The 13,344-nt window shown below is 71.9% G+C and carries 10 protein-coding genes; 5 read left to right on the top strand and 5 right to left on the bottom strand.

Features of this window, described 5'->3' with window-relative positions:
• Positions 1 to 51 precede the first annotated feature (51 nt).
• Both V9U70_RS29220 and V9U70_RS29215 read right to left on the bottom strand, forming a co-directional pair.
• A complete protein-coding gene (locus V9U70_RS29220) occupies positions 52 to 252 on the bottom strand; it encodes an acyl-CoA carboxylase subunit epsilon (RefSeq protein ID WP_336680109.1) in 201 nt (66 codons plus the stop codon).
• Positions 253 to 320: 68 nt separating this feature from the next.
• On the bottom strand, positions 321 to 1,904 hold the full coding sequence (locus tag V9U70_RS29215; protein ID WP_336680107.1) for an acyl-CoA carboxylase subunit beta: 1,584 nt from the start codon (positions 1,902 to 1,904) through the stop codon (positions 321 to 323).
• A 740-nt stretch (positions 1,905 to 2,644) separates the two neighbouring features.
• Here V9U70_RS29215 and V9U70_RS29210 point away from each other — a divergent pair.
• The 4 genes from V9U70_RS29210 to V9U70_RS29195 all read left to right on the top strand — a co-directional run bounded on the left by V9U70_RS29210 (position 2,645) and on the right by V9U70_RS29195 (position 6,474).
• Entirely contained in the window at positions 2,645 to 3,856 is a 1,212-nt protein-coding gene (locus V9U70_RS29210; protein WP_336680151.1) for a glycoside hydrolase family 64 protein, read from the top strand.
• 196 nt (positions 3,857 to 4,052) lie between these two features.
• Positions 4,053 to 4,799: a peptidoglycan-binding domain-containing protein gene (locus V9U70_RS29205; RefSeq protein ID WP_336680105.1), complete on the top strand. Its 747-nt coding sequence runs from the start codon at positions 4,053 to 4,055 to the stop codon at positions 4,797 to 4,799.
• 186 nt (positions 4,800 to 4,985) lie between these two features.
• On the top strand, positions 4,986 to 5,603 hold the full coding sequence (locus V9U70_RS29200; RefSeq protein ID WP_336680103.1) for a YceI family protein: 618 nt from the start codon (positions 4,986 to 4,988) through the stop codon (positions 5,601 to 5,603).
• Between the two features lie 292 nt (positions 5,604 to 5,895).
• Complete coding sequence (locus tag V9U70_RS29195) at positions 5,896 to 6,474, top strand: MSMEG_1061 family FMN-dependent PPOX-type flavoprotein (RefSeq protein WP_336680101.1); 579 nt, start codon at positions 5,896 to 5,898, stop codon at positions 6,472 to 6,474.
• 72 nt (positions 6,475 to 6,546) lie between these two features.
• Here V9U70_RS29195 and V9U70_RS29190 read toward each other — a convergent pair whose 3' ends face one another.
• Complete coding sequence (locus tag V9U70_RS29190; protein WP_336680099.1) at positions 6,547 to 7,929, bottom strand: cellulase family glycosylhydrolase; 1,383 nt, start codon at positions 7,927 to 7,929, stop codon at positions 6,547 to 6,549.
• 38 nt (positions 7,930 to 7,967) lie between these two features.
• Positions 7,968 to 10,553, bottom strand: a complete 2,586-nt coding sequence (locus tag V9U70_RS29185) for a glycoside hydrolase family 9 protein (RefSeq protein WP_336680097.1) — start codon at positions 10,551 to 10,553, stop codon at positions 7,968 to 7,970.
• Between the two features lie 732 nt (positions 10,554 to 11,285).
• Between V9U70_RS29185 and V9U70_RS29180 the strand changes: the two genes are divergently transcribed.
• The gene (locus V9U70_RS29180) at positions 11,286 to 12,395 is read left to right on the top strand and encodes a lytic polysaccharide monooxygenase auxiliary activity family 9 protein (protein ID WP_336680095.1); all 1,110 of its coding nucleotides are present in this window, start codon (positions 11,286 to 11,288) and stop codon (positions 12,393 to 12,395) included.
• A gap of 249 nt (positions 12,396 to 12,644) precedes the next feature.
• Here the strand turns inward: V9U70_RS29180 and V9U70_RS29175 are convergent, their stop codons facing one another.
• Entirely contained in the window at positions 12,645 to 13,259 is a 615-nt protein-coding gene (locus tag V9U70_RS29175; protein WP_419724046.1) for a GNAT family N-acetyltransferase, read from the bottom strand.
• Positions 13,260 to 13,344 lie beyond the last annotated feature (85 nt).

Below are 13,344 nucleotides of genomic sequence, written 5' to 3'. Positions count from 1 at the left end.
GCCCCGCACTCCTTTCGGAGTGCGGGGCCCTCGGCATGTGTCGTCCGGGGTTCAGCCCTGCCAGCTGTGCGGCGCGCGGAAACCGGGCGTGCGCTCCAGGCGGCGCCAGCCGGCGGTGTCACGGCCGCGGTGGGCCGGGGCCGCGGGCCGGGCGGCGCGGGCCAGCAGCACCGCGGTGATGGCGGCCAGCTCCTCGGGGTCGGCGTGCCCCTTCTCGACGCGCAGGACTGACTCGGCGGGAGTCGGGCTCATGGGGTGTCTCCGTCTTCTCGGCAGGACGTCGTGGACCGGGCGGCGGGTCGCGCCGCGGCGGCGGACGACTACTGCGGGGGGTTGCCGTGCTTGCGCGACGGCAGGTCGGCGTGCTTGTTGCGGAGCATGGCGAGCGAGGCGATGAGCACCTCGCGGGTCTCGGCGGGGTCGATGACGTCGTCGACCAGGCCGCGCTCGGCCGCGTAGTAGGGGTGCATCAGCTCGGCCTTGTACTCCTTCACCATGCGGGCGCGCATGGCCTCCGAGTCCTCCGCGTCGGCGATCTGCCGGCGGAAGATGACGTTGGCGGCGCCCTCCGCGCCCATCACGGCGATCTCGTTGGTGGGCCAGGCGTAGGTGAGATCGGCTCCGATGGACTGGCTGTCCATGACGATGTACGCGCCTCCGTAAGCCTTGCGCAGGATGAGGGAGATCCGCGGCACGGTGGCGTTGCAGTAGGCGTACAGCAGCTTCGCGCCGTGGCGGATGATTCCACCGTGCTCCTGGTCGACGCCGGGGAGGAAGCCGGGTACGTCCAAAAGGGTGACGATGGGGATGTTGAAGGCATCGCACATCTGAACGAAGCGGGCGGCCTTCTCGGAGGCCTCGATGTCCAGGACACCGGCCAGCGACTGCGGCTGGTTCGCGACGATGCCGACGACCTGGCCGTCGAGGCGGGCCAGGGCGCAGATGATGTTGCGGGCCCAGCGCTCGTGGATCTCCAGGTAGTCGCCGTCGTCGACGAGCTCCTCGATGACCTGGTGCATGTCGTACGGGCGGTTGCCGTCGGCCGGGACCAGGTCCAGCAGGGCGTCGCCGCGCCGGTCCGCCGGGTCGTCGCTCTCGACCGTCGGGGGGTTCTCCCGGTTGTTGGAGGGCAGCATCCCGATCAGGTAGCGGACCTCCGCGATGCAGGTCTCCTCGTCGTCGTACGCGAAGTGCGCGACGCCCGAGGTCTCCGCGTGCACGTCCGCGCCGCCGAGGCCGTTCTGGGTGATCTCCTCGCCGGTGACCGCCTTGACGACGTCGGGGCCGGTGATGAACATCTGCGAGGTCTCGCGGACCATGAACACGAAGTCGGTGAGCGCCGGGCTGTAGGCCGCGCCGCCCGCGCACGGGCCGAGCATGACGCTGATCTGCGGGATGACACCCGAGGCGCGGGTGTTGCGCTGGAAGATGCCGCCGTAGCCGGCGAGCGCCGAGACGCCCTCCTGGATACGGGCGCCGGCTCCGTCGTTCAGGGACACCAGCGGGGCGCCGGCCGAGATGGCCATGTCCATGATCTTGTGGATCTTCGTGGCGTGCGCCTCGCCCAGCGCCCCGCCGAAGATCCGGAAATCGTGGGCGTAGACGAAGACCGTGCGGCCCTCTACGGTGCCCCAGCCGGTGATGACACCGTCGGTGTACGGCTTCTTGGCCTCCAGGCCGAAACCGGTCGCCCGGTGCCGGCGCAGCTGCTCGACCTCCTTGAACGATCCCTCGTCCAGCAGCAGCTCGATGCGCTCCCGCGCGGTCAGCTTGCCCTTGGCGTGCTGTGCCTCGGTCGCCCGCTCGCTCGGTCCGCGCCGCGCCTGCTCACGCAGGGCCAGCAGTTCGGCCACCCGGCCTCGGGCGTCGCTCGGCTCACCCTGGGTTTCGTCCACAACGGTCATACAGCGACCCTACGAACCCGGACCCAGAAATCGTGCCGTCGACTCCGTACAGTCTCCTGCCCGGTTTCGTGGTGGGAGTGGACAGAACCGCTGCATCAGGCAGGCGATCCACCAGCGAAACGCCGTCGCGCGTTATGGAGATCCCACAAAGGGGGTAAGCGATGGGGTGCGTGTCACCAGGGGCCGTCGGCCCGCCCATTATCGCGCGGTCCCGTCGCCGCACGGCCCCGAAGGGGCGGCCGGGCCGGGGAGGGCGGCCCGGCGCGAGCGTCAGGACGGCGGCCGAGGCGGCTCGGCGTGAGGGAATCCAGGTGACATGGCCTCCGGGCAGCTGCCGTGCGGGGACGCCGCCGACGGACTGCGGCGCCGGCGGCCGGCTCCGTGCGACGACCCGGTGCGTCGGTCCGGGCGAGGGCGGGCAGGTCGTGCCCGAGCGCCGTTCACCTCTTGACCGGGGCGCGGCGCGAACGGCTCGTCCCGTGACCGGCTCGAGCCCGTACGGTCACGCTTCGCGCCCGCCCGGGCCCCGGCGCGGCCGTTTCCGGGCGTCGGGTTGTGAAGACTCCACGACGATGAGAGCGCTCTCAGTCACATGCCTTGACGCTCGCTCAGGGCGTCGCGAGAGTGGTGTGCACCGCAGGCGCCCCACGGCCCAGCACCGCCCCGCGCCACCCCCCACCACCGCCCGCCTGCGGCCCCCACACGTCTTTTCGAGGAGTCGCCTCGTGATTTCCCGCAGAATGTTCCTGACCGGCGCCGCCGCCTCGGCCACGGCGCTGACGTACCCCGTCTGGGGAAGCGCCCTGAGCCCACACGCGTCGGCGGCCCCCGCGACCTGCGAACTGGCCCTGGTGAACACCTCCTTGCCGGGCGCCGTGTACGCCTATGTCACCGGCCGCGAACAGGGCACCAACCGTCTGGTGCTGCTGCGCCCGGACGGCGGCGTCTACCGCCCCGCGTCCCCCGGCGCGCCGCAGACCCCGCTGGCCGTCGACTGCGCGATCCCGCTCAGGGGCGCGGGCGCGGGGCCGGTGGTGCTGACCCTGCCGCAGATGTACGGCGCACGGGTCTACTTCGTCCGCGGCGACAAGCTGGACTTCTCCCTCAACCCGGGGCCCGCGCTGGTGGAGCCGGCCTTCGCCACCCCCACGGACCCGAACTACCGGCGCACCTGGTCGTTCTGCGAGTTCACGTTCAACCCGCAGCAGCTGTTCGCCAACATCAGCTACGTCGACCTGGTCACCGCACTCCCCATCGGCCTGACCCTGGAGGGCGACGGCAGGCACGAGGTCGCGCCGCTCCCGCAGGGCGCGGTGCAGCGGATCGCCGACGACCTCACCGCCCAGGCCGCCGTCGACGGGCAGCCCTGGGACCGGCTGATCACCCGGGGCGACGACGGGGGCGTCCTGCGGGTGGTCTCGCCGCAGAACATCATGGCGCCGTACTTCGACCGGCCCGAGCAGATGCCGTTCCGGGATCTGTTCACCGCGCAGATCGACGAGGTCTGGGAGAAGTACCGCTCCACCGACCTCCGCATCGACCTCCAGGGGGGTCGAGGCGCTCTGGCCGGGCGGGTCAGCGGGAACGTCCTCACGTTCGAGGGCGGCCACCGCTTCACCAAGCCCGAGTCCAGGGACATCTTCACCTGCAACCACGGACCCTTCACCAACAACCCGGGCGACCCGGACGACAAGAAGGCGATCCTGGCCCGGCTGGCGGCGGGCTTCAACCGCTCGATCATGCTGAGCCACCCGAGCCAGCCGAACGGCACCACGGCGGCGGACTACTACCGGACGCCGGTCACCAACCACTGGTCCCGCGTGGTCCACGCCCACAACCCGATCGGCTACTCCTTCCCGTACGACGACGTCCGCCCGGACGGCCAGCCGGACGTCTCTGGCGCCGCGCACGACGGGAACCCGCGCCGCTTCACGGTGAGTGTGGGCTCCTGACACCTCCCGCGTCGCGCGACCACGTGTCGCCCCTGTCGGCGGACAGGGGCGGCACGCCGGTCGACCGCCACCGCCCGCGCTACGCCACCACCCGTCACCCGATCGGTGCTACGCGTCAGGCGCCGGGCGATGCGCCACCAAAAAGCCTGATACGCGGCGTTCTTGACTTGGCTTCGGCGTGCCGCGACGGTTCCGTATGCGAAAGAAACGACTCCCCCGCCGCGCACTGGCGGCGGTCACCGCCGGGCTCCTGCTGACCGTCGCGGCTCCGGCCCTGGCCCAGACCCGGCCGGAGACGCCCCCGCCGGCGTCTCCCGGCCCGTCGCCCGCGCCGCCTCGGCCGTCCGCGCCGGATGACGCCGCCGCGCACGGGGCGCCCGACGCCCCCGCCGCCCACGGCCTGCGCGCGTTCCAGCGGCGCTACGGGCTGGCCCCGACCGGCCGCGTGGACAGCGCCACCGCCCACCTCCTGCGGGCCGCGCCGGACAGCGTGCTGCGGGCGGCCTTCACCTCGCCGTCCGACCTCGGCCCGGAGCAGCTCGCCCACGCCCGTACGGTCATCGGCGTCGGGAAGGGGGCCGGCCTTCCCGAGCAGGGCCAGGTGATCGCCCTGATGACGGCCATGCAGGAGTCGACGTTCGTCAACCACACCACCCCCGTCGACAACGACTCGCTCGGCGTCTTCCAGCAGCGGCCCAGCATGGGCTGGGGAACGCCGGAGGAGATCACCCACGTCCCGACCGCGTCCCGGTCCTTCTACGGGCTCCCCTCCCCCAGCAGCAACGCGGGGCTGCTCCAGATTGACGGCTGGGAGTCGATGGACCCGGGCAGGGCGTGCCAGGCGGTGCAGCGGTCCGCGCACCCCGACCGGTACGCGCGGTGGGAGGAGTTCGCCCGGGAGCTGCTGGAGCAGGAGGGGCCGGACGCGGACCCGATCCCCTGAGACCCGCGCGTACGGGCCGCTCCGGCAGGGGGCGGCCCGTACGCGCCGGGCGCAGCCGGACCGACCTCACCGCCAGATGTTGAACATTGAACTAGACAGCGCTACAGTGGTTCTCGTTGAAGGTTAAACAAACCATTCGGCAGCCGTTCGACACCGTCCCCCGCAGCGCATCCCCGAGGAGGAGCCATGGCTCTGTTCACCCGCAAGTCGACCGCCGCCGCCACCGTCACCGACGCCCCCGCGGTGGACCCGGCACTGGCCGCCCTGACCGGCACGTACACCCTCGACCCGGCGCACAGCAGCATCGGTTTCACCGTGCGCCACGCCATGGTCACCAACGTGCGCGGCTCCTTCGCCGACCACGAGGGCACGCTGGTCCTGGACGGCTTTGACCCGGCCAACTCCTCGGCCTCCATCGACGTCAGGATCGCCAGCGTCGACACCGGCATCGCGGACCGCGACGGCCACCTGGTCAGCGGCGACTTCTTCGACGCCGAGACGTTCCCCCTCATGACGTTCCGCTCGACGCAGGCCGAGCAGCTGGGCGGCGACGCGTACCGCATCACCGGCGACCTGACCATCAAGGACGTCACGCGCCCGCTCTCCATCGACCTGGAGTTCAACGGCTCCGCCACCGACGTCTACGGCAACGAGCGCGTCGGCTTCGAGGGCCGGGCGGACATCCTGCGCTCCGACTGGGGCCTCACCTGGAACGCGGCGCTGGAGACCGGCGGTGTGATGGTCAGCGACAAGGTGAAGCTGACCTTCGACATCTCCGCGATCAAGGCCGCCCCGCAGGCCTGACAGCCTCGCGCCGGGCGCGACCATCCGGCACAGCGGCGCCCCGTACCCGGTCCTCCCCGGGGACGGGGCGCGCCGCGTTCGTCCGGGGCTGCTTCCCGGCCCTCCGCGAGGCTTCTCCAGCGCGTACGGGACGGACAGGGTCGCGACCCGTATGCGCCGGTGCGCTGCCGTTCCTCACCGCCGCACTCGCTCCGCCCCGGGCGGGGAACGCCGGGGAGCCCGAAGTAAGGTCACCCTAACAGCGCCAGCTCGACGTGCGCTGCCGCGCCCTCACCAGTTTCGGAGCCCTCCCTTGCCGTACGCCGCCGACGCCGTCTCCCCCGCCACCGGCCCCCTGACCGGAGCCGTGCCCCTGGGCTCCGCGGACGAACTGCGCGAGCTCCTGGGCGCCCCGCATCCGATCGTCATCGACAAGGTCCACGACCGGCTCACCGACGACGACCTGGATCTGCTGGCCCGCTCCCCCCTGTGCACGCTGGCCACGTCCGACGCGCTCGGCAACTGCGACGCCACCCCGCGCGGCGGCGCCCCCGGCTTCACCCATGTCCTGGACCCGGGGACCATCGCCCTGCCCGACCGCCCGGGGAACCGCCGTGCGGACAGCTTCCACAACATCCTTGCGAACCCGCGGGTGGGCCTGCTCTACCTGATACCCGGCGCGATGGACGTCCTGCGCGTCAACGGCCGCGCCCGCATCCTCACAAACGCCCCGTTCTTCGACGCGATGACGGAGAAGGGCCGGCGCCCGGAGCTCGCCCTGGTCGTCGAGATCGACGAGATCTTCCGCCACTGCCCGGCGTCGTTGCGGCGGTCGGGGGTGTGGGCGCCCCGGACGTGGGAGGGGGCGGGGGACCCCCTCGACGGGGAGTGAGGGCCCCGGCATCGCTGCTGAGGCCGCGGGGCGGGGCTCCGGTCGGCCGGAGCCCCGCCCCTGGTCGGTCGGTCAGGAAGTGGGGAAGGAGTCGGGGGTGCTGATGCGGTTCTTGAGCAGCGCCCCCGATTCGGTCAGCACACTGCTGCTGCTGTAGTCGCCGCCGTTGCAGGTGCCCGGCCTGAACGCCGCGCTGCTCTCGTCGGCGTCGGAGTAGGTCCAGTTCGCGTAGCCGATCTTCAACCGGTCGAGCAGGTCCAGCCAGGCCGTGGTGCTCGCCCGGTCCATCGCTCCCCCGCCGGTGGCGCTCACTGTGCCGAACTCGGTGACGAAGAGCGGCAGTCGGGACGCCGCTCGGCTCAGCGCGGCGCGGTAGGAGTCCTTGTGACTCGCGGCGTAGAAGTGGAAGGCGTACATGATGTTGTCCGCCCTGACGGGGTTGTCGACGACCTCGCTCTCGTTGGAGCCGTCCGAGACGCCCAGGGAGGACCAGCCGCGGGTGCCGACGATGATGACGGCGTCCGGGTCAGCGGCCCGGATCACCGGGATGACCTGCTCGGCGTAGTTCTTGATGGCCGTCCAGCTCACTCCGTTGGGCTCGTTGGCGATCTCGTAGATCACGTGCTTCTTGTCGGCGTTGCGGGCCGCGACGGACGCGAAGAACGTCTTGGCCCGGTCGAGGTTGTGGTTCGGGTCGCCCGGCGTCAGGGTGTGGAAATCGATCATGGCGTACATGCCACGCGCCTCGGCCATGTCGACGAGGCCGTTCACCCGGCTGGTGAAGCCCGCCGGGTCGGTCTCGTAGCCGCCCTCCTGGACGTACATGGCCACGCGCAGCAGGTCCGACTTCCAGTCCTTCGCCAGCGCGTCCACGGACGCGGTGTTGTAGCACTTGCTGAACCACTGGATGCCGTGGGTGCTCATGCCCCGCAGCTGTACGGGGCGGTCGTACTGGTTGCACAGGTGCACGCCGCAGACGTGGAGCTTGCCGTTGACGTCCACGGGGGTGCCGGTGCCCGGGAGGGGCGGGTCGACGGGCGGGGGCTCCTCCACGGAACCCGTACAGGCGACGCCGTTGAGCGTGAACGCCGTGGGTTTCGGGTTGGCGCCCGTGAAGGAGCCCACCATCCCCAGATCGGCTGACGCGCCGGTGGGCAGGGTGCGGTTCCAGTCGACGCCCACTGCGGAGACCGCGGAGCCGGACTGCGACCAGGTGGCGTTCCAGCCCTGGACGAGTCGCTGCCCCGCGTCGGGCATCGTGAACGTCAGGGTCCATCCGGTGACGGGTTCGCCCAGGTTGGTGACCTTCACTCCGGCCTGGAAACCCCCCTCCCACTGGCTGGTGACCGTGTAGTCGACCTTGCATCCGGTGGCGGCCGCCGCCGGGGGGCTGAGCAGGGCGGTGAGGCCCAGGACCATGGCGCAGGTGGCCAGGAGGGCCAGAAAACGTTTCACAGCGATTCTCCTCTTACGCGGCAGGACGGGCCGGCCGCTCATCGTCGCGATGTCGTCCCGCAGGCCTGGCCGTTCAGCCTGAAGACCTGGGGGTCGTGCACGAGGCCGGTGGGCCGGCCGTTGAAGCCGAACCGCACGGTGGCGCCGGGCGCGATGGCGGCGTTCCAGCTCACACCCTCGGCGGTGACCCGGGGCCCGGTCTGCCCGATGTCGGCGCCCCAGGCGTCGGTCACCTGCTGCTGGTCGGCGAACGTCCAGTCGAGCCGCCAGGGCTGGACGGGGCGGTCGCCGGTGTTCTTGACCGCGACCTGGGTGGTGAAGCCGTTGCTCCAGCGCTGCGAGGTGTAGGTCACCTCGCACCGGGTCTGCGCGGGCTCACCGCCGCCCAGGTCGTCCACGTAGGACGCGACCCAGGCGAGCGGGGCGTTCCAGTTGACGGTGATCTCGTTCGTGGCCCAGGACTCGATGTCGTCGATGTAGCACATCGCCGGTGCGCAGCCCTTCAGCTTGGCCTGCGCGACCGGGTCCTCGATGGAGGCGTTCGGGCCGCCGGCCAGGGAGCCCGGCGCGGGGTTGGGCAGGGCCGGGTCGAGCTGGTTGGCCCAGAACCGGTGGTGCTGGTTGCGCGAGTCCCGCTCGCCGTACCCGGTGACGTAGGACTGGTTCAGCGCGTTGCGGCCCAGCAGGTAGTCGAGCCCGCGCAGTACGGCGTCGCGGTAGGCGCTCCTGCCGGTCAGGTCGTGCGCGGAGCCCAGGACGACCATGTTGTTGGCGACCTGGCTGTTCGAGCCCCATACGTAGTGCCCGTCGTCGGGGGCGTACGGAAGGCCGTACGCGGTGCGGGCCGAGTCGGCCGCGTATCCGTCGGCGGCCTCCGTCACCATGCCGCGCACCGTCGCGAGCTGATCGTCGGACAGCGTGCCCGGCACACTCGCGAGGTTCAGGGCGCCGAGTCCGGCGACCGAGCCCCAGGACATGCCGCCGCGCGGGAAGACCGCGTCGGTGTCACCGTGCAGCGGGGAGCGCAGGACCTCCTGGCGGTAGCCGTCCTCGCCGGTGGTGAGGAACAGTTCCGCCGCTGCCCAGTAGAACTCGTCCCGCACGTCGTCGTCGCTGTAGGCGCCGCCGCCCGTGGCGTCCTGCGGATCGGCGAGGATGTCCGGGTGGGCCTTGGCCGCTGTCCACGCGGACCGCGCGGCCGAGAGGCACTGCGCGGCGAAGTCCGCGTCGTAGACCCGGAAGAGCCGGGCGCACTGGGCGGCGGTGGCCGCCAGGTTGAGGGTGGCCGCCGTGGTCGGCGGATGCAGTTCCCGGGGCTGGGGGTCACGGTCCGGCCGGAGCGGCAGTCCGGTCCACGCCTTGTCGTGCAGCTTGTGGTGGGCCATGCCGGCGAGCGGCTCCCCCGCGGGCACCTGCATCCGCATGAGGAACTCCAGCTCCCAGCGCGCCTCGTCGAGGATGTCGGGAGTGGCGTTCCCGTGCTCGGGCAGCCGGAGCTCGCCGTCGCCGAGCGGCCCGGCGTCGGCGGTCTCCTCGTACAGGGTCCGCTCATACGTGGACATCAACTGGGCGACCGATATACCGCCGTTGACCACGTACTTGCCGTGGTCGCCGGCGTCGTACCAGCCCCCCGCCGCGTCGAGACGGTAGTCGCACACGCCTGGCTGGCAGGGTACGTCGTTGTCGCCCTGGTTGGGGCTCACGCCGAGGTGGCCGGCCGGCCGCGCGTACTGCTCGCCGACGATGTCCGCGTCGATCTCGATGCCGCTGCGGTTGTGGTAGAAGTACGCGAGCGCGTCGCTGCGCAGCGACGCGTAGAGGTCGTCGCCGATGGCGAACGGCTCACTCCTCTCCCCCGCGACCGTGACGGTGTACCCCTCCCCCTCGGTCGTCACCGCGCTGAAGTCGAAGGTGTGGACGGACTGCCGCGAGGCGGTGTCCAGGCCGGCCGGAACGGTGGTGCCGCCGGCCACGCGTGTCCCGTCGGCCGAGTCGAGTGTCCAGGGCAGCGGGTCGGTCCCGTCGGTGACGAGAGTGCCGGACTTGGGGCCGTGGGTGAGGTACCCGACCTGGTTGATGCGGACCGGTGAGCCGGTGTCCGGTTCGTACGGCGGCGGCGCGGTCCCGCCGCGCAGCGATACGTCGTCGACGCAGAAGGTGAGGGCCTCGGCGCTGCCCCCGATCTGGAAGGCGAGCTGCGCCGCGTCGTGGTCGGCTGCGGCCGTGAAGGTCTCGGTGACGCGTTCGGCGGTCGTCCCGACCGGCTGCGCGGTGGCGAGCTCCGTGGTCCACGGTTCGGCCGCCATCTGCACGTTGGTGCGGATGGTGACCGGCACGGTGGAGGTGGCCGTGTAGCTCAGGGTGTAGCCCTCGCCGGCGGTGAGGGCGAGCCCGTTCTGCCCGACGATGGCGTCCCACGCGTTCTCCGTGCCCGCGGGAACGTCGGCACAGAGGCGTCCGTCCGAGACGGCGACGGGGCTGTTGGCCGTCGACCACCAGGGGGCGGTGCCCGCGGAGAAGTCCCCGTTGACGATGAGCTCGGGGGCCTCGTCGAGGGGCGGGGCGGCGTTGGCGGGTGCGACGAGGGCGCCGGCCAGCAGCCCGGCGGCGGCCGCGACGCCCACTAACGCGCTGACGCGTCGGGACCGGTCAGGTCGGCGGAACGTACGGGAGGGGCGGGGAGCGCGTGGCTGAGGTGGCGGCACTCTGAAGTCCTTACGGGAGGGGGGCACGCGGTGACGGGAACGTCGGCGTTGCGTCCGGCGGGGCACGGGCAGAAGTGGGAGCGCTCCCAACCTCGGGGGTCGCGCGACGCGCCGTCAAGCGGTTGGACAGGATTCGCCGCCTTGCCGGACCCCGGGGGGGCCGACCGTCCGGGCCGGGAGCACCACGCGGCTCCTTCGGAACGCGACGGCCGACCCGGGTCCGCCCCCGATCACGCGACACATCCCTCACGACGGGTTGTCAGGGGCACGGCAATCCTCTTACAGTCCGTGGTACCAGCGGGTGGGAGCGCTCCCAAAATCGAACGGCCGGGCGCTTGGCGATTCCGTGATCGCCTCATCCGGTCGTCCCTCCCAGAGAGGCCCCGCATGCGAGCGCCACCGCACTCCCCCAGCACCACGCGCAGCCTGCTCACCGCACCTGCCGGGACCGGCCCGACGCGCCCCGCGCGGCACCGCGTCCCACCCGTGCGGGCCCGCCCGCGGCACGGCCGCGTGAACTGATCCCCACACGAGCCGGCTCCTCCCCCACCACCTCCCCCTGGGAGTCCGGCCCGGTGACGTCCGCCGCATCGCTCGCAGCTCCGCGAAGCACCACCGGAAGACCATCCCCACACAGGCACAGGAGACCTCATGGCCCGACGCAAGAAGCTGTTCACCTCCCTGGCGGCGGTGCTCGCGACGCTGCTCGGTGGAATCGGCCTGACCCTGATGGGCCAGGGCGACGCGGAGGCGCACGGCGTCACGATGACACCGGGATCGCGCACCTACCTCTGCATGCTGGACGCCAGGACCGGCACCGGCGCTCTGGACCCGACGAACCCGGCGTGCAAGGCCGCGCTCGACGAGAGCGGCGCCACCGCGCTGTACAACTGGTTCGCCGTGCTCGACTCCAACGCGGGCGGACGGGGGGAGGGGTACGTCCCGGACGGAAAGCTGTGCAGTGCCGGTGACCGGTCACCGTACAACTTCACCGGCTACAACGCCCCGCGCTCCGACTGGCCCCGGACGCACCTGACATCCGGGAAGACGATCCAGGTCAAGCACAGCAACTGGGCCGCGCACCCGGGCTCCTTCCGGGTGTACCTGTCCAAGCCCGGCTACTCGCCCAGCACCGAGCTGGGCTGGGACGACCTGGAGCTGATCGAGACCGTCTCCGACCCGCCGCAGACGGGCGGGGCCGGCACGGATGGCGGCCACTACTACTGGGACCTGGACCTGCCCTCGGGTCGCTCGGGTGACGCGGTCATGTTCATCCAGTGGGTGCGCTCGGACAGCCAGGAGAACTTCTTCTCCTGCTCCGACATCGTCTTCGACGGCGGCAACGGCGAGGTGACCGGCATCCGCGGCTCGGGCGGCTCCCCGACACCGACACCCACTCCGACTCCCACCCCCACCACTCCGACCCCGACCCCGACGCCCACCGACCCGCACACCGGGTGCATGGCCGTCTACAACGTGACCCATTCCTGGAGCGGCGGTTTCCAGGGTTCCGTCGAGGTCATGAACCACGGCACGACGGCGCGTGAGGGCTGGGCCGTGCAGTGGAAGCCCGGCGCGGGCACCCAGGTCAGCAGCGTGTGGAGCGGACGGCTGACCACGGGGGCCGATGGCACGCTCACGGTCAGGAACGTCGACTACAACCGCACCATCGCCCCGGAGGGCAGCGTCACTTTCGGGTTCACCGCGACCTCGACCGGCAACGACTTCCCGGTCGGCTCGATCGGCTGCGTCACCCCGTAGCCGCTGACGCACGCAGCGCCGGTTCCCGCATCCCGCGGAGACCGGCGCTGTCGAGCGTGGCGCCGAGTCCACATGCCCCGGCGCGGAAGGGGTGGACGAGTTCCCGGCGCCAGGGGGCGTCGGGGCTGCCGGCCATGAGCAGCGAGTGGCGGTCGGGCACGCCGTCCGCCTCATGCCGGTACGGGACGGCCAGGCCGGTCCCGGGGGCCCGGGACCCCGGGTCACGTCACGCGTCAGCCCGAGGGCGCCTCACGCGTCGACGGGGCGCGGTGCGCGCCGCATCGCCCACACCAGTGGGCCGCCACCCGGCAGCGCGGCCTCCCCGAGCACCGTGAAGCCGAAGTGCTCGTAGACGGGCAGGTTGTCCGGCTTGGAGGACTCCAGGTAGACCGGCAGGCCCGCCGCGTCGGCCCTGGCCAGCCCGGAACGCAGCAGGGCCGCTCCGTGCCCCTGGCCCCTGGCGGCCGGGTCAGCGCCGACGACCGCCAGGTACCAGTGCGGCTCCTGCGGCCCGTGCTGGGCCGCGGCCTCCACGGCGTCCCGGAACACGGGGGCCCGGTCGCCCAGGATCTCCTCCAGCTCCGCGATCGTCTCCGCGTCGGGCACGGCCTTCTCCTGCCTTTCCGGCGGCACCCAGAACGCGGCCGCCGAGGCGGTGCGCTCGCACACCCCGTGGCGACCGTACTGGCGGGTGAAGATCGTGGTGAAGTAGCGGGCCAGGTCGGGCTCGCGCGAGGGCCCGCCGGGGAAGAACCACCCCATCATCGGGTCGTTGCCGAAGGCGCGGGCCAGGGTGCGACTGATCGCCGGAGCATCGTCGAGCCTGGCCGCCTGCGGCGTGTTCGTCATCGGCATACAGGCCATTCTGCACTGCGATGATCTTGAAAGATGAGGTGCCCCGGCCCCGGGGCGCCGGTGGCCGACGCCAGAAAGCCGCGGCGCGTGCGGC

The organism is Streptomyces pratensis, from assembly GCF_037137275.1.
GTDB lineage: Bacteria > Actinomycetota > Actinomycetes > Streptomycetales > Streptomycetaceae > Streptomyces > Streptomyces pratensis_B.
Note: the sequence above shows the minus strand (reverse complement) of the source record. Positions and strands in the feature narration are given on the sequence as shown.